Raw genomic sequence first — 24,600 nt, 5'->3', positions numbered from 1 at the left:
GGGGTTCCCGGTGGCTGCTGCGCGGTCGGAACAGGTGCGGACAGTGTGCGACAAAACGCCAGGGCCGGTCGCCCTAAACCTTCGTATGGACGAGTGCGTCACGTTCGCGGGATAACCGCTCGTAGCGTCAGGGGTTGAGGGAAATGCGCAAAGGGGCGCAGAATGGCCGGCCTTGGGGTTCTGCCTCGCCTGCTAGATAAGGAAACTCGATGACCCGTCTTCGTGCCATTTGTGCTGCGGTTGCTCTGGTATGTGCCAGCGGCCAGGTTCTTGCCGACACCGCCAGCCATGAAGCCAGTGCTGTAGCGTTCCTCAAACTGGCTCACGCCGATCAACTGGGTGCGCCGGTTTACATGCAAGTCCAGCAGATGTTCGCTCAGCGTTTCGCTGAAACCAAAGCACCTGCGTCCAAGCAAGCCACCCTCGAAACCTATCAGGGCAAGGCCAACGCTGCGCTGGATCAGGTGATCAGCTGGCCAAAGCTGCAGCCTGACATGGTCAAGCTGTACACCTCCAACTTCACTGAAAGCGAGCTGAAAGACCTGGTTGCCTTCTACCAGTCTCCACTGGGCCAGAAAGTCCAGGCCAAGATGCCGCAGATCAGCCAGCAGTCGTTCCAGCTGACCCAGAGCAAACTGGAAAGCGCGGTGCCTGTGGTCAACAAGCTGCTTGCCGACATGACCAAGGAACTGACCCCGGCCGGCGCCAAGCCTGCTGCACCGGCCGCTCCTGCTAAGAAGCCATAAGCGAAGCCTGACATGAGCATGCAACAGCGAATCGAATCCGCGTTGACGGTCTTTCAGCCCGAGTACCTTCAGGTGCTCAATGAAAGCCACATGCACAGTCGCGGCACGGACACTCACTACAAAGCGGTGGTGGTCAGCGAACAGTTCGCCGGCCTCAACGCGGTCAAGCGTCACCAGAAGGTCTACGGCCTGCTCGGTGGCCTGATGGGTGAGTTCCACGCGCTGGCGCTGCACACCTACACCCCGGAAGAATGGGCGAAGCTCGGCGCACCGCCGTCTTCCCCGACCTGTGCAGGTGGGCACGACTGACGCACGACCATTGTAGGAGCGCGCTTGCCTGCGAATGCGATGTGTCTGGTACATCTCGATGTCTGACACGCTGTGATCGCGGGCAAGCGCGCTCCTACAGGTTGGTTGTCGCTGCTAACTGCTTGATGACCCCTCCTCATCCCCACTGATCAACCACCCTGCCTGCCCGACGTCGATTCTTGATAGAATCCGCGCCGCGTTGCCCGGTCGGCGCGCGTTCATCTGAATCACTCACCCGGTAGGCCCTTTGCGAGGGTCACCACCTGGAGACGCCACATGACCCAAACCGCACCCATCGTCGTCGCGGCGCTGTACAAATTCGTCACCCTTTCCGATTACGTCGCACTGCGCGAGCCACTGCTGCAGGCGATGGTCGACAACGGCATCAAAGGCACATTGCTGATCGCTGAAGAAGGCATCAACGGCACGGTCTCCGGCAGCCGCGAGGGCATCGACGGCTTGATGGCCTGGCTGAAGAACGATCCGCGCATGGTCGACATCGATCACAAGGAATCCTACTGCGACGAGCAGCCGTTCTACCGCACCAAGGTCAAACTCAAGAAAGAGATCGTGACCCTGGGCGTGCCAGGCGTTGACCCGAACAAGGCCGTTGGCACCTACGTCGACCCCAAGGACTGGAACGCCCTGATCGCCGACCCCGAAGTGCTGCTGATCGATACGCGCAACGATTACGAAGTGTCGATCGGCACCTTCGAAGGCGCGATTGACCCCAAGACCACTTCATTCCGTGAATTTCCGGACTACATCAAGGCCCACTTCAATCCGGCGAAGCACAAGAAAGTCGCGATGTTCTGCACCGGCGGCATTCGCTGTGAGAAGGCGTCCAGCTACATGCTCGGCGAAGGGTTCGAAGAGGTCTATCACCTCAAGGGCGGCATTCTCAAATACCTGGAAGAAGTGCCCCAGGAAGAAACCCGCTGGCAGGGTGACTGCTTTGTGTTCGACAATCGTGTCACCGTCCGCCACGACCTGACCGAAGGCGACTACGATCAATGCCATGCCTGCCGCACGCCGATCAGTGCCGAAGACCGGGCCAGCGAGCATTATTCGCCGGGGGTCAGTTGCCCGCACTGCTGGGATTCGCTGAGCGAGAAAACCCGCCGCAGCGCCATCGACCGGCAAAAGCAGATCGAGCTGGCGAAGGCACGCAATCAGCCGCACCCGATCGGGCGCAATTACCGCGCGCTTGACGGCCAGGCGACTGAAACCCCAAGCAACGAGGCCTGAGCCATGTCCACCCGCCTGCTGTATGTGATGGACCCGATGTGTTCCTGGTGCTGGGGGTTTTCTCCGGTGGCCGAAGCATTGGTCGAGCAGGCGGCAGCGGCGGGGGTGCCGTTGCATCTGGTGGTGGGCGGATTGCGCACCGGCAGTGGCGCGGCGCTGGAACCGGCGACCAAACGCTACATTCTCGAACACTGGCAAGCGGTGCACGAGGCCACGGGCCAGGTATTCCGTTTCGATGGCGCCTTGCCCGACGGTTTCGTCTACGACACCGCGCCCGCCTGCCGGGCCATCGTTGCGGCGCGCAGCCTGGCGCCGGACGTTGCCTGGCGGCTGGTCAAAGAAATTCAGCAAGCGTTTTATCTTCACGGCCGGGACGTGACCCACGGCTCGGTGCTGGCGGAGCTCGCCGAAAAAGCCGGCTTGCCACGCATCGAGTTCGCCGAAGCCTTCGACAGTGTCGAACAGCACACCGCGACTGCGTCGGATTTCTCCTGGGTTCAGGACCTGGGCATAGCGGGTTTCCCGACGTTGCTTGCCGAGCGCAACGGCCAACTGGCGCTGCTGACCAACGGCTATCAACCCCTCGACGTCCTCGGTCCGTTGCTCGGTCGCTGGCTGGAGCGCAACGCCAGTGCCTGACGTCCCCGACCTGGAACACCGCAATCCCGCCGCATCGGCTCATGAGCGTCCGGCCGGCGATCGCCTGAACTGGGCACAGATCCGCCGCCTCGCCCTGCAACACAAAAAGGCGCTGTGGATCGCCAATGGCGTCGCGGTCCTGGCGGTGCTCTGCTCGGTGCCGATCCCGCTGCTGCTGCCCTTGCTGGTCGATGAAGTGCTGCTGGGCAAGGGCAATTCGGCGCTGATTTTCATGAATCAGTTCCTGCCCGACAGCCTGCACAAACCCGTTGGCTACATTGGGCTGATGCTGGTGGCGACACTGTGCCTGCGACTGGGCGCGCTGGTGTTCAACGTGATTCAGGCGCGGCTGTTCGCCGGGCTGGCCAAGGACATCGTCTATCGCATCCGCACGCGCCTGATCGAGCGACTCAAGCGCATCTCGCTGAGCGAATACGAGAGCCTGGGCAGCGGCACGGTTACCGCGCATCTGGTGACTGATCTGGACACCGTGGACAAATTCGTCGGCGAGACGCTGAGCAAGTTCCTCGTGGCGATGCTTACCCTCACGGGCACCGCTGCCATCCTGATGTGGATGCATTGGCAACTGGCGCTGCTGATCCTGCTCTTTAACCCGCTGGTGGTGTTCGCCACGGTGAAGCTCGGCAAGCGCGTCAAACACCTCAAGAAGCTGGAAAACGACAGCACTTCGCGCTTCACCCAGGCGCTCACTGAAACCCTCGACGCCATTCAGGAGATCCGTGCCAGTAACCGTCAGGGCTATTTCCTCGGGTTGCTCGGCCTGCGTGCCCGGGAAGTGCGGGATTACGCGGTGTCGTCCCAGTGGAAGAGCGATGCCTCGGGCCGGGCCAGCGGGCTGCTGTTTCAGTTCGGCATCGACATTTTTCGTGCTGCCGCGATGCTCACGGTGTTGTTCTCCGACCTGTCCATCGGCCACATGCTGGCGGTGTTCAGTTACCTGTGGTTCATGATCGGTCCGGTCGAACAACTGCTGAATCTGCAGTACGCCTATTACGCAGCCGGCGGTGCACTGACCCGCATCAACGAATTGCTGGCCCGCGCGGACGAGCCTCAATACCCGGGGCAGACCAATCCGTTCACTGGGCGGCAGACGGTGAGCATCGACGTGCGCGGTTTGAGCTTCGGCTACAACGACGAACTGGTCCTCGATCAACTGGACCTGTCGATCAATCCCGGCGAAAAAGTCGCGATCGTGGGGGCCAGCGGCGGTGGCAAGAGCACGCTCGTTCAGTTGCTGCTCGGCCTGTACACCGCCAAATCCGGGGTCATTCGTTTCGGTGGTTCAAGCTTGCAGGAGATTGGCCTGGACACCGTTCGCGAGAACGTCGCCGTGGTGCTCCAGCATCCGGCGCTGTTCAACGACACCGTTCGCGCCAACCTCCTTATGGGCCGCGAGCAGGACGACAACGCCTGCTGGCAGGCGCTGGAAATTGCCCAAATGGATGCGACGATCCGCGCCCTGCCACTGGGGCTGGACAGCGTGGTCGGGCGTTCGGGGGTTCGCCTGTCCGGCGGCCAGCGCCAGAGGCTGGCAATCGCGCGCATGGTGCTGGCCGACCCCAAGGTGGTCATTCTCGATGAGGCTACCTCTGCGCTGGACGCCGCCACCGAGTACAACCTGCACCAGGCCCTGAACCGTTTTCTCAGTGGCCGCACGACGCTGATCATCGCCCACCGACTGTCGGCGGTGAAACAGGCGGACCGTGTGCTGGTGTTCGATGGCGGGCGTATCGCCGAAGACGGTGATCATCAGCAATTGATTGCGGACGGCGGACTGTACGCTAGGCTCTACGGACACCTGCAACAGGTGTGACACACAGAGCCTGAGAGCATTCGGGGCGCCGCGCCCAAATGGCGTATCGCCAGTGGAACACGTCAATTCTTGGGCTATGCTTTGCCTCGCCGCTGACCAGAAGTGTGAAAAGCGTCATATTTACGTCTTCGCACCCGATTGGCTGGTTACGTCTTGTAAAAGATGTGAGAGATTGTCTGCTGCGTCGTGGAAATTAGCGAAGTCCCTCAGGCTCCAGGAAGGTTGCCTGGCGTGGGGGGGCCGAGTACCTGCAGTGCTGATGAAAGGGACACCATGAAGCAAAAGCGGATTCTCGAGAAGCCTCGTCTTCTGGGCATCGTCTGGCCATTTATCGCTGTCGTGCTGCTACAGGCACTGCTCGGCTGCGTCAGCCTGTACATGATGTCTGCGGTGCGCAGCTACATTGGCGGTGAGAGCCTGTGGTCGAAGGGCCAGAAAGACGCCATCCACTACCTGAATCTGTACGCCAACAGTCGTGACGACATCAATTACCTTAAATACCAGAAAGCGATTGCCATTCCTCAGGGTGGGCATGACTTGCGCCTGGCGATGGATCAGCCGGTGCCCGACATCGCGCGCGCCACTGCAGGGATTCTGCAGGGTGGTAACCATCCCGACGATGCCCAGAGCATCATCTGGCTCTACCTGAACTTCCAGCACTTCAGCTACCTGGAAAAGGCCATCGACCTGTGGAAGGTGGGTGACAATTACCTGGTGCAGCTCGACGAAGTCGCGCGGGAAATGCACGCGAGGATTCAGGAAGGCAACGTTACCAACAGCGAGGTCCTGGGCTGGCGCCAACGCATCAGCGCCATCAACGAAAGCGTGACGCCGGCAGCCATGGCCTTCAGCGACGCACTGGGGGAGGGCTCGCGGCTCATCCTGCGGATTCTGCTGGTGGTCAATCTCGCCACGGCGCTGTGCCTGATCATCCTTGCACTGCTGCGCACCCACAAATTGCTGGAACAGCGCCACGCCTTTGCGATTGCGCTGCAGATGGAAAAAGAGCGCGCGCAGATCACCCTGGAGTCCATCGGTGACGGCGTCATCACTACTGATGTCGACGGCTCCATCGTCTACATGAACCCCGCTGCGGAGCTCATGACCCACTGGAAGAACGAGCAGGCGGCCGGTCTGCCGCTGGCCGCGCTGTTCAGCCTGCTGGACGAAAACGATCAGAAAGACACCTCGACCCTGATCGAGCGCATGCTCAGTGGCAACCTGGGCGGCGGCAGTGAGAGTTCAAGACTGATTCAGCGTCTGGACGGCAGCACCGTTTCGGTCGCGCTGGTCGGCTCGCCGATCCGCACCGAGGGCAAGGTCAGTGGCGCGGTGCTGGTGCTGCATGACATGACCCAGGAGCGTCAGTACATCGCCAACCTGTCCTGGCAGGCGACCCATGATGCGCTGACCGGCCTGACCAACCGCCGCGAGTTCGAGTACCGCCTGGAGCTGGCCCTCAACGGCCTGGCCGAGCAGCCGGCGCGGCATGCGTTGATGTTCCTGGACCTCGATCAGTTCAAGCTGGTCAACGACACCAGCGGTCATGCCGCGGGTGATGAACTGCTGCGGCACATCTGCACGCTGCTGCAGCAGGGCGTGCGCGAAGGCGACACGCTGGCGCGTCTGGGCGGCGACGAGTTCGGTATTCTCCTCGAACACTGCGCGCCGGAGGCCGCCGAGCGGGTGGCCGAGAGCCTGCGGCAAACCGTGGAAAGCCTGCATTTTGTCTGGAAGGGCCGGCCGTTTGTCACCACTGTCAGCATCGGTCTGGTGCACATCGACGATGTCCCGACCACCCTCGAGACTTCGCTGCGCGCCGCCGACATGGCCTGCTACATGGCCAAGGAAAAAGGCCGCAACCGGGTTCAGGTCTACCATGACGACGACTCCGATCTGTCCACCCGCTTCGGCGAAATGGCCTGGATTCAACGCCTGCACATGGCCCTCGAAGACAATCGCTTCTGTCTGTATTCCCAGGAAATTGCAGCACTGGGCCGTAACCCCGAGCAGGGTCACGGCCATATCGAGATTTTGCTGCGGCTGCGTGACGAGTCCGGGCGCATGATCCTGCCCGACAGTTTCATCCCTGCCGCCGAGCGCTACGGCATGATGACCACCCTGGACCGCTGGGTTGTGCAGCACGTTTTCATGATCATCGCCGACTGTCTCAAGTCCGGACACGGCAAAGGGCCCATGGCGGTGTGTGCGATCAACCTGTCCGGGACCAGTATTGGAGACGACGCCTTTCTTGAGTATTTGCGACAGCAGTTCCAGATCTACGCAATCCCCCCTGAACTTATCTGTTTTGAAATCACCGAAACCAGTGCGATCGCCAATCTGGGCAGCGCCATTCGGTTCATCAATGAACTTAAAAGTCTGGGATGCCGTTTCTCTCTGGATGACTTCTGTGCAGGCATGTCGTCATTCGCGTACTTGAAGCACTTGCCTGTGGATTTCCTGAAGATTGATGGCAGTTTCGTAAAAGACATGCTCGACGATCCGGTCAACCGGGCGATGGTGGAAGTGATCAACCATATCGGGCACGTAATGGGCAAACAGACGATCGCCGAGTTCGTCGAGAGCCCCCAGATAGAGCAGGCGTTATTGGAAATCGGTGTGGACTACGCTCAGGGTTACGTTATCGAGCGACCGCAATTATTCACCTGTGAATGTCTGCACGCACGGCCCGCGAGGCAGACCCCGCTGTTGTTCAGCGCTCCCGGGACTTTTCGCTGAACACACCCTACGCAACTCACATAAGGAGCTACACAGTGATCGATATGTTCATTAGAACCGGTCCGCTGATGGATGCCAGCAGTTACCCCGCTTGGGCACAGCAATTGATTGATGATTGCAGTGACGCCAAGGCCAAGGTGGTAGGGCATGAACTTTATCAACGCATGCGTGACGGGCGGCTCAGTTCTAAGACCATGCGCCAGTACCTGATTGGTGGCTGGCCGGTCGTCGAACAGTTCGCGGTCTACATGGCGCATAACCTGACGAAAACCCGATTCGCCCGACATCCGGGTGAAGACATGGCGCGACGATGGTTGATGCGCAATATTCGGGTCGAACTCAACCACGCCGATTACTGGGTCAACTGGAGCGCCGCCCACGGGGTGACGCTGGAAGACTTGCAGGCGCAGTTGGTGCCCTCGGAACTCCACGCGTTGAATCACTGGTGCTGGCACAGTTGTTCGTCGGATTCGCTGGTGGTGGCCATCGCGGCGACCAACTACGCCATCGAAGGCGCCACCGGCGAATGGTCGGCCGTTGTCTGCTCCCAGGACACCTACGCGAACATGTTCCCGCCGGACACACGAAAGCGCGCGATGAAGTGGCTGAAGATGCATGCGCAGTACGACGACTCCCACCCCTGGGAAGCGCTGGAAATCATCTGCACTCTGGCCGGCAACAACCCCAGCGAGCAATTGCAGAGCGACGTGCGAATGGCGGTCTGCAAGAGCTACGAGTACATGTTCCTGTTCCTTGAGCGGTGCATGACGCTGGAACGATCGCAGGAAGGCAACGGCTCGGTCCGTGAACACCGGATCCCCGCCCGCGCCTGATCGGTCAGCCCGCCATTTCCAGGCGGTTGCGGCCCTTGCGCTTGGCGGCGTACAGGGCCGTGTCAGCACGGCGCAACATGCTGTCGGACGATTCGCCCGGCAGCAGCGTCGAGCAACCAAGGCTGACCGTCAGGTCCACAGCCCGTCCCTTTACCGGATAAGTGAGTTGCAGTGCGGCGCTGCGCAGGCGTTCGCCCACCAGGGCGGCTGACTCACGGCTGGTGTTGGTCAGCACGATGAGAAACTCCTCACCGCCAAACCTGAACACCTGATCGATGTTGCGCAGGCGATCCTTGACCACGTTGGTCACGGCCCGCAGCACTTCATCGCCCGTGGCGTGGCCGTGGGTGTCGTTGATGCCTTTGAAGTGGTCGATGTCGAGCATCAGCACCGACAGCGGTTGCTGCTGGCGGCGTGCGATCTCGAATTCGCGAATCAGCGATTGTTCCATGGCAATCCGGTTGCCGGCGCCGGTCAGCGGGTCACGCAGCGCACTCAGGCTGGCGTGGCGGTACAGCAGGGCGTTACGCAGGGGATACAGCAGGCTGGACAGCAACGACTCGAGTTGCTCCAGCTCATGCTCGGCAAAACGGTGGTCGCGCTGGAACGACAGCTCCCCCAGGTGCTCGCCTTCGTGGGTCATGCTGTACGTGACGTTGTGACGGGCGCGCTCACCCAGCTCCAGGCGCAGATCGGTAGGCAGGTGCTTGAAGCTCAGGGCATTCAGCGGAATGAGTTGCTGAACGCTCTGGAAGAGCATCGACAGGATCTTGTCCGCTTCGAGGCTGGTCTGCAGCTGCAGATTGAGCTGACGCCTGAGCTGCTCGTAATCGAGGGCAGGCCGGACGACGCTGGGCTGCGGCGCGAAACCATGGCGTTGCAGCCGGGCGCTGTCGAAATCGATGGCATTGGTGGTGTTTGGAAGACTCATGGTTCCGCTCCTTCGCCTCTACGGGCTTGAAATGGAGAGAGCGAAACTCGTGCCAATTCGACTGCCTGAGTGAAAAGTGTTGTCAATCAATAAGTTGCGGCGGATTGTGACAGGTTTGATACCTTTCCGCGCCTTGGATTTGACTAACGTATCGATTCTGAAGGCAGACGGCTACACGAGATGGCGGAAAACTGCCGAGTGGAGGGTTTCCGACCCAGTCTGATATTCAGTTGAGGGAGCGTCTTTGGGAGCGCTCCTTGTGGGTGGCGGAAGATTTGCCCTGGATCAGCGGATCAGCGGGTCTGCGCATCCAGTGCCTGTCCGTTGGTGCCTTTGCTGTCCGGCCCCATCAGGTACAGGTAGACCGGCATGATCTCTTCCGGTGTCGGATTATTGGTCGGATCTTCGGCCGGGTACGCCTGGGCACGCATGTCGGTGCGGGTTGCGCCCGGATTGATACTGTTGGCGCGCAGCGATCCAAGTCCGTCGATTTCATCGGCCAGCGTCTGCATCAGCCCTTCGGTGGCGAACTTGGACACGCCATAGGCGCCCCAATACGCGCGGCCTTTGCGCCCGACGCTGCTGGAGGTGAAGGCGATGGACGCGTCACCCGAGAGCTTGAGCAGCGGCAGCAACGCGGTGGTCAGCATGAAGGTGGCGTTGACGTTCACGTGCATCACCTGCATGAACTGCTCACCGGTGAGCTGCTCGATCGGCGTGCGCGGCCCGATGATCGAGGCGTTGTGCAGTACGCCGTCAAGCCGGCCGAACTCCCCTTCGATCATCGCGGCGAGTTCGTCGTATTGACGGGGCAGGGCGGTCTCCAGATCGAACGGGATGACCACCGGCTGCGGGTGACCGGCGGCTTCGATCTCGTCATACAGCGCGCTCAGATTCGCTTCGGTCCGGCCCAGCAGCAAGACTGTCGCGCCATGGGCGGCGTAGGTTCTCGCGGCAGCGGCGCCGATGCCACGGCCTGCGCCGGTGACCAGAATCACCCGGTCCTTGAGCAGGTCGGGGCGGGCGGAGTAATTGAACATGGGGGCTCCTTTGTATAGGTAAAGCGCTGGGTTATGCCGAGCTGCGCGGATGAGCGCTCAGCAGCTGCACAACGCATCATCCAGCACCCGGCGCAGCTCCAGGGGGTGATTCACCACTACGTCCGCGCCCCAGTGATCGGGATTGTCCTGGGGATGGATGTAGCCGTAGCGTACGGCGGCGGTCTTGGTGCCGGCGTCGCGACCGGATTCGATGTCACGCAGGTCATCGCCCACGAACAACACGCTGGCCGGGTCCAGATCGAGCATCTTGCAGGCCAGCAGCAGCGGCTCAGGATCAGGTTTGCTCCTGGTCACATGGTCCGGGCAGATCAGCACCGCGGAACGCTCCGACAAGCCCAGTTGCTCCATGATGGGTTGAGCGAAACGCACCGGTTTGTTCGTGACCACGCCCCAGATCAGGTTGGCTTTCTCGATGTCGGCGAGCAACTCGGCCATGCCGTCGAACAGCGTGCTGTGCACCGCGCAATCGGTCTGGTAGCGCTCCAGAAATTCCAGGCGCAGCGCCTCGAATTCCGGCGCCTCGGGGGACATGGCGAACGCGGCCGAAACCATCGCCCTGGCGCCGCCGGAGATCTCGTCGCGAATCAGCTTGTCGTCCACACGCGGGAAGCCGCGTTCGGCCAGCATCGCCTGGCAGATCGCAATGAAGTCCGGCGCGGTGTCGAGCAGCGTGCCGTCCATGTCGAAGAGAACTGCCCTCAGGCGCATGGCTCAGACTCCCCGCAGTGTCTGGATCATGTAATTGACGTCGACGTCGGACGCCAGCTTGTAATGCTTGGTCAGCGGGTTGTAGGTCAGGCCGGTGATGTCCTTGACCTGCAGGCCGGCATCGCGGCTCCATGCGCCCAGCTCGGAAGGGCGGATGAATTTCTTGAAGTCATGGGTGCCGCGCGGCAACAGGTTCATGATGTATTCGGCGCCGATGATGGCGAACAGGTACGCCTTCGGGTTGCGGTTGATGGTGGAGAAAAACACCTGACCGCCCGGCTTGACCATCTGGTAGCAAGCGCGGATCACCGACGACGGGTCCGGCACATGCTCCAGCATTTCCAGGCAGGTGACGACGTCGAACTGCTCGGGCATTTCTTCGGCCAGCGCTTCGGCGGTGATCTGCCGGTATTCCACATTCACGCCGGATTCCAGCTGGTGCAGTCGCGCCACGGCCAGCGGTGCCTCGCCCATGTCTATGCCTGTCACCGTGGCGCCGCGCAAGGCCATGGCCTCGCTGAGAATGCCGCCACCGCAGCCGACGTCGAGCACCTTCTTGCCAGCCAGATTCACGCGCTCGTCAATCCAGTTCACCCGCAGTGGGTTGATGTCGTGAAGCGGCTTGAATTCGCTGTTGCGATCCCACCAGCGATGGGCGAGGGCCTCGAATTTGGCGATTTCGGCGTGGTCGACGTTGCTCATGTGTGATCCTCTAAAACTTGAATTCGGTGTCCGGCCACGGTATCTGACCGTGGCGAAGCGGATTGGGTCAGGCTTTGTCTGCCGCGATGCGGTTGCCCCAGGCTTTGGCGGTTCGGGTCAGCGCTTCTTCGTCCATGCGGGTCAGGCGTTTGTCCTGCAGCAATGGCTTGCCGGCGACCCAGACGTGGGTCACGCAATCGCGACCCGTTGCATAGATAAGCTGTGACACCGGATCGTAGACCGGCTGTTGTGCAAGGCCCGACAGGTCGAACGCGACCATGTCGGCGGCCTTGCCGATTTGCAGCGAGCCGGTGTGATCGTCGATGCCCAGGGCGCGGGCGCCGTTCAGCGTGGCCATGCGCAGCGCACGGTGGGCGTCCAGCGCGGTGGCCGAGCCGGCAACGGCTTTCGCCAGCAGCGCGGCAGTGCGGGTTTCGCCGAGCAGGTCCAGGTCGTTGTTACTGGCCGCGCCGTCGGTGCCGATGGCGACGTTGACCCCGGCCTGCCACAGGCGCTCGACCGGGCAGAAGCCGCTGGCCAGTTTCAGGTTCGATTCGGGGCAGTGAATGACGCTGGAGTTGCTTTCGACCAGCATCGCCAGATCGTCATCGCTGATCTGGGTCATGTGCACCGCCTGAAAGCGCGGGCCCAGCAGGCCCAGGCGCTGCAGGCGCGCAAGGGGGCGCTCCTGGCGTTGCTGAACGGCCTCATGCACTTCAAAGGCGGTTTCGTGAACGTGCATCTGGATCATCGCGTCCAGCTCATCGGCGATGACCCGGATCTTCTCCAGGTTCTCGTCGCTGACGGTATAAGGCGCGTGGGGCCCCATGGCGATCTTGATGCGGTCGTGGTGGGCCAGATCGTTGAACAGCTCGATGCCGATGTGCAGGGATTCGTCACTGTTGCGCGCGCCGGGTATCGGGAAGTCCAGCACCGGCACGGTGATCTGTGCGCGAATGCCACTGTTGTGCACCCGCTCGCACGCCACCTTCGGAAAGAAATACATGTCTGAGAAGCAGGTGATGCCGCCTTTAAGTTGCTCGGCGATGGCCAGATCGGTGCCGTCGCGGACGAAATCTTCATCGACCCATTTCGCCTCGGCCGGCCAGATATGATCCTGCAGCCAGGTCATCAACGGCAGATCGTCGGCCAGCCCGCGGAACAGTGTCATCGCCGCATGGCCGTGTGCGTTGATCAGCCCGGGGCTGAGCAGCATGCCCGGCAATTCGCGCACATCGAGGGCCGGCTGGCGCAGGGCTTCGGCTCGGGGGCCGATGTAAACGATCAGGCCATCGCGAATGCCGATCCCGTGCTGCTTCAACACAACGCCGGCGGGTTCGACCGGTACCAGCCAGTCCGGCAGCAACAACAGGTCGAGCGGGGCAGCGGAATGGGGCATGGGGCGGGCATCCAATGGCTTATTACGGGGACGGCGAAGTATACCCGAGCGTCTTCGCAGGCGGCTCGCTATAATCGGCGGCTTTTTAAGGTGCTGGCGATTTGCTTCTTTGCACCGTCGCTGTGGCGGCAGCTTTTCAAAAATTCATCAAGTGGGGTGTGCAATGCGCGATCGATTACTGGCTGCGGAGAAGGTAAAGGCCATCGATTGGCGGGAGGGCACGTTGTATCTGCTGGATCAGCGGGTCTTGCCCTTCGAAGAAACCTGGCATCCCTACACCACAGCTGAAGGCGTGGCCGAGGCCATTCGCACGATGGTCGTTCGCGGCGCGCCGGCCATCGGCATCAGTGCGGCCTACGGCATCGTACTGGCGGTCATTGATCGTCTGGCCGAAGGCGGCGACTGGCAAATGGCCCTGGAAGAAGACTTCGACCTGCTGGCCAATTCCCGGCCAACGGCGGTCAACCTGTTCTGGGCGCTGAACCGCATGCGCGAGCGCCTGTACCGCCTCAAGGATCACGAAGATCCCCTGAAGGCCATGGAAGCCGAAGCCGTGGCGATTCACTTGAGCGACCGCGAAGCCAACCTGACCATGGCGCAACTGGGTGCCGAGCTGATCCGCAAGCACCAGGGCAATCTGCAGACCGTACTGACCCATTGCAACACCGGCGCGCTGGCCACCGGCGGCTTCGGTACCGCGCTTGGTGTCATTCGCGCGGCACACCTGGAAGGCATGATCGAGCGCGTCTACGCCGACGAAACCCGGCCCTGGCTGCAGGGCTCCCGCCTGACCGCGTGGGAACTGGTCAACGAAGGCATTCCGGTCACGCTCAACGCCGACTCCGCGGCCGCGCACCTGATGAAAACCAAAGGCATCACCTGGGTCATCGTCGGCGCCGACCGCATCACCGCCAACGGCGACGTCGCCAACAAGATCGGCACTTACCAGCTGGCGGTGGCAGCGATGCACCACGGCGTGCGCTTCATGGTGGTGGCGCCGAGTTCGACCATCGACATGAACCTGGCCAGTGGCGACGACATCCCCATCGAAGAACGCGATGGCCGCGAATTGCTGGAAGTCGGCGGCAAGCGGGTGGGTGCCGACGTCGACGCCTTCAACCCGGTTTTCGACGTGACGCCCGCCGATCTCATCGACGCCATCGTCACCGAGAAGGGCATCGTCGAGCGCCCCGACACGGCAAAAATGGCCCTGTTGATGTGCCGCAAACGCCTGCATTGATCACCCCGCAGCCGGTAATGCCGTTCGTCGCCAAACGCGCTATCGGGCTCTGTGAGCGCTTCTCAGGCGTCTGCTGACGAAATGGCTTGTTCGCGGCGCCTGCAAACACTTCGTGCCTGACGGCGATTGTGGTACCATCCGGCGGTTTCCAAAGGGGCGCATGGCGACCCTTATGACTGCGCACATTCATGGCATAACTCGCTGATTTGTCGTAAGTCGTTGCCTGACAATCGTCGGCAGCGGCAAGCCTTGTTCATCCCGGATGGCTGAGCGAGGTTTCACCAGAAAAAGGAATCAGGCTTCTCATGGGCGAACTGGCCAAAGAAATCCTCCCGGTCAATATCGAAGACGAGCTGAAGCAGTCCTACCTCGACTACGCGATGAGCGTCATCGTCGGACGAGCTCTGCCCGATGCGCGCGACGGCTTGAAGCCCGTGCACCGGCGGGTACTGTTCGCGATGAGCGAACTGGGTAACGACTGGAACAAGCCGTACAAGAAATCCGCCCGTGTGGTCGGTGACGTTATCGGTAAGTACCACCCGCATGGCGATACCGCGGTCTACGACACCATCGTTCGTATGGCCCAACCCTTTTCCCTGCGTTACCTGCTGGTAGACGGCCAGGGCAACTTCGGTTCGGTGGACGGCGACAACGCCGCCGCCATGCGATACACCGAAGTGCGCATGACCAAGCTGGCCCACGAGCTGCTGGCCGACCTGCACAAGGAAACCGTGGACTGGGTGCCGAACTACGACGGCACCGAACAGATTCCTGCGGTCATGCCGACCCGTATTCCCAACCTGCTCGTCAACGGCTCAAGCGGTATTGCCGTGGGCATGGCGACCAACATCCCGCCGCACAACCTCGGTGAAGTCATCGATGGCTGTCTGGCGCTCATCGACAACGGCGACCTCACCGTCGACGAGTTGATGCAGTACATCCCCGGCCCCGACTTCCCGACCGCCGCGATCATCAACGGTCGCGCCGGCATCGTCGAAGCCTACAAGACCGGCCGTGGCCGCATCTACATGCGCGCCCGCTCCATGGTCGAAGACATCGACAAGGTCGGTGGTCGCCAGCAGATCGTCATCACCGAACTGCCGTACCAGTTGAACAAGGCGCGTCTGATCGAGAAGATCGCCGAGCTGGTCAAAGAGAAGAAGCTTGAAGGCATCACCGAACTGCGCGACGAGTCCGACAAGGACGGCATGCGCGTGGTCATCGAGCTGCGTCGCGGCGAAGTGCCTGAGGTCATCCTCAACAATCTCTACGCCCAGACCCAGCTGCAAAGCGTCTTCGGCATCAACATCGTTGCGCTGATCGACGGCCGCCCCCGCATCCTGAACCTCAAGGACCTGCTGGAAGCCTTCATTCGTCACCGTCGCGAAGTCGTTACCCGTCGCACCGTGTTCGAGCTGCGCAAGGCCCGCGAGCGGGGTCACATCCTCGAAGGTCAGGCCGTTGCCCTGTCGAACATCGACCCGGTCATCGCCCTCATCAAAGCCTCGCCGACCCCGGCTGAAGCCAAGGAAGGCCTGATCAGCACGCCGTGGGAATCCAGCGCCGTGGTCGAGATGGTCGAGCGCGCAGGCGCCGAATCGTCCCGCCCGGAAAACCTCGATCCTCAGTACGGTATGCGTGACGGCAAGTATTTCCTGTCGCCGGAACAGGCTCAGGCGATCCTTGAGCTGCGTCTGCACCGCCTGACCGGTCTGGAACACGAGAAGCTGCTGACCGAGTACCAGGAAATCCTGACTCAGATCGGCGAGCTGCTGCGCATCCTCAACAGCGCCACGCGCCTGATGGAAGTCATCCGCGAAGAGCTGGAGCTGATCCGCGCCGAATACGGCGATGTGCGTCGCACCGAGATCCTCGATGCACGCCTGGACCTGACCCTCGGCGACATGATCCCCGAAGAAGAGCGCGTGGTGACCATCTCCCACGGTGGCTACGCCAAGACTCAACCGCTGGCCGTCTATCAGGCCCAGCGTCGCGGCGGCAAAGGCAAGTCGGCCACCGGCGTCAAGGATGAGGATTACATCGCTCACCTGCTGGTTGCCAACAGCCACACCACGCTGCTGATGTTCTCCAGCAAGGGCAAGGTGTACTGGCTCAAGACCTACGAGATCCCGGAAGCGTCCCGCGCTGCCCGTGGTCGTCCGCTGGTCAACCTGTTGCCGCTGAGCGAAGGCGAATACATCACCACCATGCTGCCGGTCGATCTCGAAGCCATGCGCAAGCGTGCTGACGAAGAAGAAGCCGAAGGCGTGGACGCCGACGCCGAAGACCTCGAAAACAGCAACGAGACCGAAGAAGAGCGCAAGGCACGCATCAAGGCCGCCGACAAGAAGAAAGCGCCGTTCATCTTCATGTCGACCGCCAACGGTACCGTCAAGAAGACCCCGCTGGTGGCGTTCAGTCGCCAACGCAGCGTCGGCCTGATTGCGCTGGAGCTGGACGAAGGCGACATCCTGATTTCGGCGGCCGTCACCGATGGCGAGCAGGAAATCATGCTGTTCTCCGACGGCGGCAAGGTCACTCGCTTCAAGGAATCCGAAGTGCGCGCCATGGGCCGTACGGCTCGCGGTGTTCGCGGCATGCGTCTGCCGGAAGGGCAGAAGCTGATTTCCATGCTGATCCCGGAGCAGGGCAGCCAGATCCTCACCGCTTCCGAGCGTGGCTACGGCAAGCGCACCGCGATCACCGAGTTCCCTGAGTACAAGCGTGGCGGTCAGGGCGTTATCGCCATGGTCAGCAACGAGCGTAACGGCCGTCTGGTCGGCGCGGTTCAGGTGCAGGAAGGCGAGGAAATCATGCTGATTTCCGACCAGGGCACGCTGGTGCGTACCCGCGTTGGCGAGGTCTCGAGTCTGGGCCGTAACACTCAGGGCGTGACCCTGATCAAGCTGGCCAAGGACGAGAAACTGGTCGGTCTGGAGCGCGTTCAGGAGCCATCGGAAGTCGAGGGCGAAGAGCTGGAAGGCGAAGCGTTCGAAGGCGAAACTCTTGAAGGTGAAGCAGGGGATGGCGACCTGACTGGCGCCGTCGACACCGACGAGTCCGCTGACGATGTGCAAGCGGATTCCGCGGCTGACGAAGAAGAGCCGCAGGAGTAACGCTGAAAGGGGGCTGGTGAGCTGGCCCCTTCCTTGGCATGACGGGATAGATCTTGTCAGGCAGGCCGCTTTCGCGACCGTCGTAAACTCCGATTGCTCCTACAATCGATCTCGGTGACCGAGTGCATAACCGCTGTAGGAGCAATCGGAGGTAACGACGGTCGCGATGCGGTCCCCCTGACACAATGCAGTCCCTGTTCCGCACTTCCCCGCATTTCACCCGTTCCAAATTAATTCAGTGACACGACGAGAGTGGATATGAGCAAGCGAGCCTTTAACTTCTGCGCAGGTCCTGCCGCGCTCCCTGAAGCTGTTCTGCTGCGTGCCCAGGCCGAACTTCTGGACTGGCATGGCAAAGGCCTGTCCGTCATGGAAATGAGCCATCGCAGCGACGAGTTCGTTTCCATCGCCATCAAGGCGGAGCAGGATCTTCGCGACCTGCTGTCCATCCCCTCTAACTACAAAGTGCTGTTTCTTCAAGGCGGCGGCAGCCAGCAATTTGCTCAGGTTCCGTTGAACCTGCTGCCGGAAAACGGCACGGCCGACTACATCGACACCGGCATCTGGTCGCAGAAAGCCATTGAAGAAGCATCGCGCTACGGCAACATCAATGTCGCCGCCAGCGCCAAACCTTCCGACTACTTTGCCATTCCCGGTCAGAACGAGTGGAAGCTGTCGAAAGACGCGTCTTACGTCCACTACGTGCCCAACGAGACCATTGGCGGCCTGCAATTCAACTGGATTCCGGAAACCGGTGACGTGCCGCTGGTCGCCGACATGTCTTCGGACATCCTCTCGCGCCCTCTCGACGTCTCGCGTTTCGGCATGATCTTCGCGGGCGCCCAGAAGAACATCGGCCCGAGCGGCATTGTCGTGGCGATTATCCGCGAGGACCTGCTGGGTCGGGCGCGTTCCCTTTGCCCGACGATGCTTAACTACAAGGTCGCGGCCGACAACGGCTCCATGTACAACACGCCGCCAACGCTGGCCTGGTACCTGTCCGGTCTGGTTTTCGAATGGCTGAAAGAGCAGGGCGGCGTCGAAGCCATGGCCACCCGCAATGAACTCAAGCAGCGCACGCTGTACGACTTCATCGACGCCAGCGGCCTGTACAGCAACCCGATCAACCCGTCCGACCGCTCGTGGATGAACGTGCCGTTCCGTCTGGCCGATGATCGCCTGGACAAGCCGTTCCTCGCGGGTGCCGAAGCGCGCAACCTGCTCAACCTGAAGGGCCACCGCTCTGTCGGCGGCATGCGCGCGTCCATCTACAATGCCATCGACCTCAGCGCGGTCAATGCCCTGACGGCGTACATGGCAGAGTTCGAGAAGGAACACGGCTAATGTCTGAACAAGAGCTCAAGGCACTGCGGGTCCGCATCGACAGCCTGGACGAAAAAGTCCTGGAACTGATCAGCGAGCGCGCCCGCTGCGCCCAGGAAGTGGCGCGGGTGAAGATGGCCGACCTGCCGGCAGGCGAGGTTCCGGTGTTTTATCGCCCCGAGCGTGAAGCGGCAGTACTCAGGCGTGTCATGGACCGTAACCGTGGCCCGTTGAGCAACGAAGAGATGGCGCGGCTGTTCCGCGAAATCATGTCCTCGTGCCTGGCGCTGGAGCAACCGCTCAAAGTCGCTTATCTCGGTCCTGAGGGCACGTTTACCCAAGCTGCCGCGCTGAAGCATTTCGGCCATGCGGTGATCAGCAAGCCCATGGCGGCGATCGACGAAGTGTTCCGTGAAGTGGCCGCCGGTGCGGTGAACTTCGGCGTTGTCCCGGTGGAAAACTCCACCGAAGGTGCGGTCAACCACACCCTGGACAGCTTCCTTGAGCATGACATGGTCATCTGCGGTGAAGTCGAGCTGCGCATTCACCATCATCTGCTGGTGGGCGAGAACACCAAGACCGACAGCATCAGCCGTATCTATTCCCACGCCCAGTCCCTGGCGCAATGCCGCAAGTGGCTGGACGCGCACTACCCGAATGTCGAGCGCGTCGCCGTCGCCAGCAACGCCGAAGCGGCCAAGCGGGTCAAGGGCGAGTGGAACTCGGCGGCGATCGCCGGTGATATGGCGGCGGGCCTCTATGGCCTGACGCGGATTGCCGAGAAGATCGAAGACCGTCCGGACAACTCCACGCGCTTCCTTATGATCGGCAATCAGGAAGTGCCGCCGACCGGCGACGACAAGACGTCGATCATCGTGTCGATGAGCAACAAGCCGGGCGCGCTGCATGAGCTGCTGGTGCCTTTCCACGAAAACGGCATCGACCTCACACGCATCGAGACGCGTCCCTCGCGAAGCGGTAAATGGACCTACGTGTTCTTCATCGATTTCGTCGGCCACCACCGCGACCCGCTGATCAAGGCGGTTCTCGAGCAGATCAGCCAGGAAGCCGTGGCGCTCAAGGTGTTGGGTTCCTATCCGAAGGCAGTGCTTTGATCCTGCGTCCGGACTTGTAGCCCTACGGGTTTCACTGAAGAGGTAAAGCGGTACATGAGCGGCGACTTCCTCACGCTGGCACAGCCCAGCGTGCAAAAACTATCGCCTTACGTCCCCGGCAAACCGGTGGACGAACTGGCGCGTGAACTGGATATCGATCCTGCGCGCATCATCAAGCTGGCGAGCAACGAAAACCCGATGGGCGCGAGCCCCAAGGCGTTGCAGGCGATCAAGGACGCACTGGCGGAATTGACTCGCTACCCCGACGGCAACGGTTTCGCGCTCAAGCAGCGGTTGTCACAAGTCTGTGGCGTGCAGCCCGGACAAGTGACGCTGGGCAACGGCTCCAACGACATTCTGGAGATCGTCGCCCGCGCCTATCTGGCGCCGGGGCTCAATGCGGTGTTCAGCGAACACGCGTTTGCGATCTATCCGATCGTTACCCAGGCCGTGGGCGCCACCGCTCATGTCGCCAGGGCGAAGGAGTGGGGTCACGACCTGCAGGCCATGCTCGCCGCCATCGACAGCAATACCCGGGTCGTCTTCATCGCCAACCCGAACAATCCCACCGGGACCTGGTTCGGGCCGAGCGCCCTGGCGGATTTTCTCGCCCAGGTACCCGAGGACGTGCTGGTCGTGCTGGACGAGGCTTACATTGAATACGCCGAGGGCGCCGACCTGCCTGACGGGCTTGAGTTTCTGAGCGCCTATCCGAACCTGCTGGTGTCGCGGACCTTCTCCAAGGCCTATGGCCTGGCGTCGTTGCGCGTCGGTTATGGGTTGTCATCGCCGGTCGTGGCCGACGTACTGAACCGCGTGCGTCAGCCGTTCAACGTTAACAGCCTCGCGCTGGCTGCTGCCTGTGCTGCGCTGGACGACGTTGACTACGTCGCGCAGAGCCGTCGGCTCAATGAGGCCGGCATGCAGCAGCTCGAAGAAGGGCTGGGGCGGATGGGCCTGAGCTGGATTCCCTCCAAAGCCAACTTCATCGCCGTTGACCTGGGCCGCGAAGCCGCTTCGGTCTATGACGGCTTGTTGCGCGAAGGCGTGATCGTTCGCCCGATCGGCGGTTACGGCATGCCCGATCACCTGCGGGTGAGCATTGGTTTGCCGGCCGAGAACAGCCGTTTTCTCGAGGCGTTGAGCAAGGTTCTGGCGCGTGGTTGATGTCACGTCGCTGCAACCCGCTGCGCCTATGATCGGCCGCCTGGTGGTGGTCGGCCTCGGATTGATCGGAGGCTCGTTCGCCAAAGGCTTGAAGGAAAGTGGCCTGTGCCGCGAAGTTGTGGGCGTCGATCTCGACCCGCAATCGCGCACACTGGCCGTGGAACTGGGCGTGGTCGATCGCTGTGAAGACAATCTCGCTGCCGCCTGCGTGGGGGCTGACGTCATTCAGTTGGCCGTGCCGATCCTGGCCATGGAAAAGCTCCTCGGCGTCCTGGCGAAACTGGACCTGGGCGATGCCGTGCTGACCGACGTCGGCAGCGCCAAAGGCAATGTGGTCCGCGCTGCGCGTGAAGCGTTCGGCGTGATTCCGGCGCGCTTCGTGCCCGGCCACCCGATTGCCGGCTCCGAGCAGAGCGGGGTGGAAGCCTCCAACGCCGAGCTGTTCAAGCGGCACAAAGTCATCCTCACGCCGCTGGCCGAAACCGATCCCTCGGCGCTGGCGCTGGTCGACCGTCTCTGGGCGGCTTTGGGCGCGGACGTCGAGCACATGCAGGTCGAGCGCCACGATGAAGTGCTGGCGGCGACCAGTCATCTGCCGCACCTCCTGGCGTTCGGTCTGGTGGATTCCCTGGCCAAGCGCAACGAAAACCTCGACATCTTCCGTTATGCGGCGGGCGGCTTCCGCGACTTCACGCGCATCGCCGGCAGTGATCCGGTGATGTGGCATGACATCTTCCTGGCGAACCGCGAGGCCGTGCTGCGTACTCTCGACACCTTCCGTAGCGACCTCGATGCGCTGCGCGACGCCGTGGATGCAGGCGATGGCCACCAATTGCTCGGTGTGTTCACCCGGGCCCGGGTCGCCCGGGAGCATTTCGGCAAGATCCTCGCCCGTCGTGCGTACGTTGAAAAAGCAGCGTGCGCCGACCTGACGTTTATTGCGCAGCCCGGCGGTGTTGTCCGTGGGCAGGTTCGCGTGCCGGGTGACAAGTCGATTTCTCACCGGGCGATCATGCTCGGGTCACTGGCCCAAGGCACCAGCGTCGTCGAAGGTTTTCTCGAAAGTGAGGACGCGCTGGCGACATTGCAGGCGTTCCGCGACATGGGTGTCGTCATCGAAGGGCCGCACCACGGTCGCCTGACGATTCACGGCGTCGGGCTCGACGGGCTTCAACCGGCGCCGGGGCCGCTTTACCTGGGGAGCTCGGGCACGTCGATGCGTCTGCTCTGTGGCCTGTTGGCCGCGCAGCGATTCGACAGCGTGCTGAGCGGCGATGCCTCGCTGTCGCGGCGCTCGATGACCAGCGTCGTCGAGCCCTTGGGCCTGATGGGCGCCGTGATCGAAACCGCAGAAGACGGTCGGCCGCCGCTGACCCTTCGCGGCGGGCAGAGTCTTCAGGCCATCCGCTACGACATGACGTTGCCCAGTGCTCAGGTGAAATCCGCGCTGTTGCTCGCCGGTCTCTACGCAAATGGCACAACGATGGTGCATGAGTCAGCGCCGACCCGGGACCACACCGAGCGCATGCTGCAAGGCTTCGGTCATTCGGTTGTTGTTCATGACGGGGCAGTGGCGCTGCAGTCAGGGGCTGAGCTCAAGGCTGCACGCATCGAAGTGCCCGCCGATATCTCCTCGGCAGCGTTTTTCCTGGTGGCTGCGTCCATCGCCGAGGGCTCCGATCTGATTCTCGAAGGCGTGGGTATCAACCCGACGCGATCGGGCGTCATCGATATTCTCCGTCTGATGGGCGCGGACATCACGCTGCGCAACCCGCGAGATGCGGGCGGTGAACCGGTGGCTGACCTGCACGTGCGCCATGCGCGGCTCAGGGGTATCGATATCCCCCAGGCGCTGGTGCCGCTGGCGACCGACGAGTTTCCGGCCCTCTTCATTGCCGCCGCGTGCGCCGAAGGGCGGACGGTGCTTCAGGGCGCTGGGGCGTTGCGCGCCAGGGAATCCGACCGCCTTCTCGCCATGGCCGATGGTCTGGCGACGCTCGGCATAAACGTTGAATCCACCGCAGATGGCATCATTATTGATGGTGGAACCATCGGCGGTGGTGAAATCAATGCGCAGGGTGATCACCGCATTGCCATGGCATTCAGTATCGCGTCGCTTCGTGCGGCCAGCCCCATCCACATCCGGGACTGCGCCAATGTGGCGACTTCATTTCCCAGTTTCCTGACGCTGTGTGCTCAGGTGGGTATTCGTGTAACGCAAGAGGGGCAATCGTGAAAGTTCAAGCTCCGGTCATTACGATCGACGGACCCAGCGGTTCCGGGAAGGGCACGGTGGCTGGCAAGCTGGCCAAACGTCTGGGCTGGTCCCTGCTGGATTCCGGCGCGCTGTATCGGTTGCTGGCCTTCGCGGCCGTCAACCATGGCGTCGACCTGACCAATGAAGAAGCATTGAAGCTGCTCGCTGCGCATCTGGACGTGCAGTTCATGGCAGCGACCGACGACCACGGTCAGCGAATCATCCTGGAAGGGGAGGACGTGACGTCGGCCATCCGCAACGAGCATGTCGGCAGTGGCGCGTCGCAAGTGGCGTCGTTGCCGGCCGTTCGCGAATCATTGCTGCAGCGCCAGCGGGCATTTCAGGAGTTTCCGGGTCTGATCGCCGACGGCCGCGACATGGGCACGGTGGTCTTTCCCGGCGCGCCATTGAAGATTTTTCTGACGGCCAGCGTCGACGAGCGTGCCCGTCGGCGATATTTGCAGTTGAAGGCCAAGGGTGACGATGTTAGTCTGCCGAGTCTGCTAGATGAGATCCGTGTCCGCGACGAGCGCGACACCCAGCGAGCGGTAGCCCCGCTCAAGCCGGCGCATGACGCCATTCAGCTGGATTCCACCGAATTGTCCATCGAGCAGGTGCTTGAACGCATCCTGAGTGAAGTCGCACTCCGCGATCTCGCCGGATGACCAGAAAGCCATGTGGGAGACCAGTCATAGTCCCGCAGGCTTTCTTTCATATGAACGAAACCCACGTTGTCTGGAGCGTGGCAGATGGGCGTATTCTTCGCCCTTATCAACAGGAATTAAAATGAGCGAAAGCTTTGCTGAACTTTTCGAAGAAAGCCTAAAGACTCTTAACCTTCAGGCCGGTTCGATCATCACCGCGATCATCGTCGATATCGATTACCAGGCTGGTTGGGTCACCGTTCACGCTGGTCTGAAGTCCGAAGGCCTCATCCCGCTGGAGCAGTTCCACAACGATGCTGGCGAGCTGACCATCAAGATCGGCGATGAAGTCCACGTTGCGCTGGACGCGGTCGAAGACGGCTTTGGCGAAACCAAGCTGTCCCGCGAAAAAGCCAAGCGTGCTGAGTGCTGGATCGTTCTGGAAGCGGCTTTCGCAGCTGAGGAAGTGGTCAAGGGCGTTATCAACGGTAAGGTTAAAGGCGGCTTCACAGTCGACGTTAACGGCATCCGTGCTGGATCTCGCCCTGATGGAACACCGCGACGCGGTCCGACATGGTCAGCGCTTCGC

General features: G+C 61.7%; 20 protein-coding genes. 15 read left to right on the top strand and 5 right to left on the bottom strand.

Annotated features, from left to right (window positions below):
* Positions 1–209: 209 nt before the first annotated feature.
* The 7 genes from ACQKEN_RS21875 (at position 210) to ACQKEN_RS21845 (ending at position 8,348) form a co-directional block, all read left to right on the top strand.
* The gene (locus ACQKEN_RS21875) at positions 210–746 is read left to right on the top strand and encodes a DUF2059 domain-containing protein (protein WP_065992947.1); all 537 of its coding nucleotides are present in this window, start codon (positions 210–212) and stop codon (positions 744–746) included.
* A 12-nt stretch (positions 747–758) separates the two neighbouring features.
* Entirely contained in the window at positions 759–1,055 is a 297-nt protein-coding gene (locus tag ACQKEN_RS21870) for a BolA family protein (protein ID WP_427688690.1), read from the top strand.
* 276 nt (positions 1,056–1,331) lie between these two features.
* Complete coding sequence (locus ACQKEN_RS21865; protein WP_427688688.1) at positions 1,332–2,303, top strand: rhodanese-related sulfurtransferase; 972 nt, start codon at positions 1,332–1,334, stop codon at positions 2,301–2,303.
* A gap of 36 nt (positions 2,304–2,339) precedes the next feature.
* Positions 2,340–2,942, top strand: a complete 603-nt coding sequence (locus ACQKEN_RS21860) for a DsbA family protein (RefSeq protein ID WP_427688736.1) — start codon at positions 2,340–2,342, stop codon at positions 2,940–2,942.
* Between the two features lie 10 nt (positions 2,943–2,952).
* Positions 2,953–4,776 carry an ABC transporter ATP-binding protein gene (locus tag ACQKEN_RS21855; RefSeq protein WP_427688734.1) on the top strand — a complete coding sequence of 608 codons (1,824 nt, stop codon included), beginning with the start codon at positions 2,953–2,955 and terminating at the stop codon, positions 4,774–4,776.
* A 273-nt stretch (positions 4,777–5,049) separates the two neighbouring features.
* On the top strand, positions 5,050–7,515 hold the full coding sequence (locus ACQKEN_RS21850) for an EAL domain-containing protein (RefSeq protein ID WP_427688686.1): 2,466 nt from the start codon (positions 5,050–5,052) through the stop codon (positions 7,513–7,515).
* 35 nt (positions 7,516–7,550) lie between these two features.
* A complete protein-coding gene (locus tag ACQKEN_RS21845) occupies positions 7,551–8,348 on the top strand; it encodes a TenA family transcriptional regulator (protein WP_427688684.1) in 798 nt (265 codons plus the stop codon).
* 4 nt (positions 8,349–8,352) lie between these two features.
* Here ACQKEN_RS21845 and ACQKEN_RS21840 read toward each other — a convergent pair whose 3' ends face one another.
* The 5 genes from ACQKEN_RS21840 to ACQKEN_RS21820 all read right to left on the bottom strand — a co-directional run bounded on the left by ACQKEN_RS21840 (position 8,353) and on the right by ACQKEN_RS21820 (position 13,149).
* Positions 8,353–9,279: a GGDEF domain-containing protein gene (locus ACQKEN_RS21840; RefSeq protein ID WP_427688682.1), complete on the bottom strand. Its 927-nt coding sequence runs from the start codon at positions 9,277–9,279 to the stop codon at positions 8,353–8,355.
* 293 nt (positions 9,280–9,572) lie between these two features.
* Entirely contained in the window at positions 9,573–10,319 is a 747-nt protein-coding gene (locus ACQKEN_RS21835) for a YciK family oxidoreductase (RefSeq protein ID WP_427688680.1), read from the bottom strand.
* Positions 10,320–10,376: 57 nt separating this feature from the next.
* Positions 10,377–11,048: an N-acetylmuramic acid 6-phosphate phosphatase MupP gene (gene mupP, locus ACQKEN_RS21830; protein ID WP_427688678.1), complete on the bottom strand. Its 672-nt coding sequence runs from the start codon at positions 11,046–11,048 to the stop codon at positions 10,377–10,379.
* 3 nt (positions 11,049–11,051) lie between these two features.
* The gene (gene ubiG / locus ACQKEN_RS21825) at positions 11,052–11,750 is read right to left on the bottom strand and encodes a bifunctional 2-polyprenyl-6-hydroxyphenol methylase/3-demethylubiquinol 3-O-methyltransferase UbiG (protein ID WP_133776382.1); all 699 of its coding nucleotides are present in this window, start codon (positions 11,748–11,750) and stop codon (positions 11,052–11,054) included.
* Positions 11,751–11,817: 67 nt separating this feature from the next.
* Positions 11,818–13,149 (bottom strand): TRZ/ATZ family hydrolase, encoded by a 1,332-nt coding sequence (locus ACQKEN_RS21820; protein WP_427688675.1) that lies wholly within the window; start codon positions 13,147–13,149, stop codon positions 11,818–11,820.
* Positions 13,150–13,312: 163 nt separating this feature from the next.
* Here ACQKEN_RS21820 and mtnA point away from each other — a divergent pair, with 163 nt between their 5' ends.
* From mtnA to ACQKEN_RS21780, 8 genes are all read left to right on the top strand, one after another.
* The gene (gene mtnA / locus ACQKEN_RS21815) at positions 13,313–14,389 is read left to right on the top strand and encodes an S-methyl-5-thioribose-1-phosphate isomerase (RefSeq protein ID WP_427688673.1); all 1,077 of its coding nucleotides are present in this window, start codon (positions 13,313–13,315) and stop codon (positions 14,387–14,389) included.
* A 305-nt stretch (positions 14,390–14,694) separates the two neighbouring features.
* On the top strand, positions 14,695–17,505 hold the full coding sequence (gene gyrA / locus ACQKEN_RS21810; protein ID WP_427688671.1) for a DNA gyrase subunit A: 2,811 nt from the start codon (positions 14,695–14,697) through the stop codon (positions 17,503–17,505).
* A gap of 258 nt (positions 17,506–17,763) precedes the next feature.
* Positions 17,764–18,849 (top strand): 3-phosphoserine/phosphohydroxythreonine transaminase, encoded by a 1,086-nt coding sequence (serC, locus tag ACQKEN_RS21805; RefSeq protein WP_427688669.1) that lies wholly within the window; start codon positions 17,764–17,766, stop codon positions 18,847–18,849.
* Positions 18,849–19,943, top strand: a complete 1,095-nt coding sequence (gene pheA / locus ACQKEN_RS21800) for a prephenate dehydratase (protein WP_427688667.1) — start codon at positions 18,849–18,851, stop codon at positions 19,941–19,943. Before serC ends, pheA begins: the two co-directional genes overlap by 1 nt.
* A 54-nt stretch (positions 19,944–19,997) precedes the next feature.
* Entirely contained in the window at positions 19,998–21,110 is a 1,113-nt protein-coding gene (hisC, locus tag ACQKEN_RS21795; protein ID WP_427688665.1) for a histidinol-phosphate transaminase, read from the top strand.
* 28 nt (positions 21,111–21,138) lie between these two features.
* On the top strand, positions 21,139–23,346 hold the full coding sequence (locus ACQKEN_RS21790) for a bifunctional prephenate dehydrogenase/3-phosphoshikimate 1-carboxyvinyltransferase (RefSeq protein ID WP_427688733.1): 2,208 nt from the start codon (positions 21,139–21,141) through the stop codon (positions 23,344–23,346).
* On the top strand, positions 23,343–24,032 hold the full coding sequence (gene cmk, locus ACQKEN_RS21785; RefSeq protein WP_427688663.1) for a (d)CMP kinase: 690 nt from the start codon (positions 23,343–23,345) through the stop codon (positions 24,030–24,032). Before ACQKEN_RS21790 ends, cmk begins: the two co-directional genes overlap by 4 nt.
* A gap of 121 nt (positions 24,033–24,153) precedes the next feature.
* Positions 24,154–24,600 (top strand): S1 RNA-binding domain-containing protein (locus tag ACQKEN_RS21780; RefSeq protein ID WP_427688661.1); only part of this gene is annotated, 447 nt, incomplete at its 3' end.

It is taken from the genome of Pseudomonas sp. NPDC078416, from assembly GCF_050268485.1.
In the GTDB taxonomy this organism is placed as follows: domain Bacteria; phylum Pseudomonadota; class Gammaproteobacteria; order Pseudomonadales; family Pseudomonadaceae; genus Aquipseudomonas.
Note: the sequence above shows the minus strand (reverse complement) of the source record. Positions and strands in the feature narration are given on the sequence as shown.

Excerpts from the sequence above, each read along its gene's own strand:
- ACQKEN_RS21875 (WP_065992947.1), top strand. The coding sequence starts at position 210 with ATGACCCGTCTTCGTGCCATTTGTGCTGCGGTTGCTCTGGTATGTGCC.
- ACQKEN_RS21870 (WP_427688690.1), top strand. The coding sequence starts at position 759 with ATGAGCATGCAACAGCGAATCGAATCCGCGTTGACGGTCTTTCAGCCC.
- ACQKEN_RS21865 (WP_427688688.1), top strand. The coding sequence starts at position 1,332 with ATGACCCAAACCGCACCCATCGTCGTCGCGGCGCTGTACAAATTCGTC.
- ACQKEN_RS21860 (WP_427688736.1), top strand. The coding sequence starts at position 2,340 with ATGTGTTCCTGGTGCTGGGGGTTTTCTCCGGTGGCCGAAGCATTGGTC.
- ACQKEN_RS21850 (WP_427688686.1), top strand. The coding sequence starts at position 5,050 with ATGAAGCAAAAGCGGATTCTCGAGAAGCCTCGTCTTCTGGGCATCGTC.
- ACQKEN_RS21840 (WP_427688682.1), bottom strand. The coding sequence starts at position 9,279 with ATGAGTCTTCCAAACACCACCAATGCCATCGATTTCGACAGCGCCCGG.
- ACQKEN_RS21835 (WP_427688680.1), bottom strand. The coding sequence starts at position 10,319 with ATGTTCAATTACTCCGCCCGCCCCGACCTGCTCAAGGACCGGGTGATT.
- mupP (WP_427688678.1), bottom strand. The coding sequence starts at position 11,048 with ATGCGCCTGAGGGCAGTTCTCTTCGACATGGACGGCACGCTGCTCGAC.
- ubiG (WP_133776382.1), bottom strand. The coding sequence starts at position 11,750 with ATGAGCAACGTCGACCACGCCGAAATCGCCAAATTCGAGGCCCTCGCC.
- ACQKEN_RS21820 (WP_427688675.1), bottom strand. The coding sequence starts at position 13,149 with ATGCCCCATTCCGCTGCCCCGCTCGACCTGTTGTTGCTGCCGGACTGG.
- mtnA (WP_427688673.1), top strand. The coding sequence starts at position 13,313 with ATGCGCGATCGATTACTGGCTGCGGAGAAGGTAAAGGCCATCGATTGG.
- gyrA (WP_427688671.1), top strand. The coding sequence starts at position 14,695 with ATGGGCGAACTGGCCAAAGAAATCCTCCCGGTCAATATCGAAGACGAG.
- serC (WP_427688669.1), top strand. The coding sequence starts at position 17,764 with ATGAGCAAGCGAGCCTTTAACTTCTGCGCAGGTCCTGCCGCGCTCCCT.
- pheA (WP_427688667.1), top strand. The coding sequence starts at position 18,849 with ATGTCTGAACAAGAGCTCAAGGCACTGCGGGTCCGCATCGACAGCCTG.
- hisC (WP_427688665.1), top strand. The coding sequence starts at position 19,998 with ATGAGCGGCGACTTCCTCACGCTGGCACAGCCCAGCGTGCAAAAACTA.
- ACQKEN_RS21790 (WP_427688733.1), top strand. The coding sequence starts at position 21,139 with ATGATCGGCCGCCTGGTGGTGGTCGGCCTCGGATTGATCGGAGGCTCG.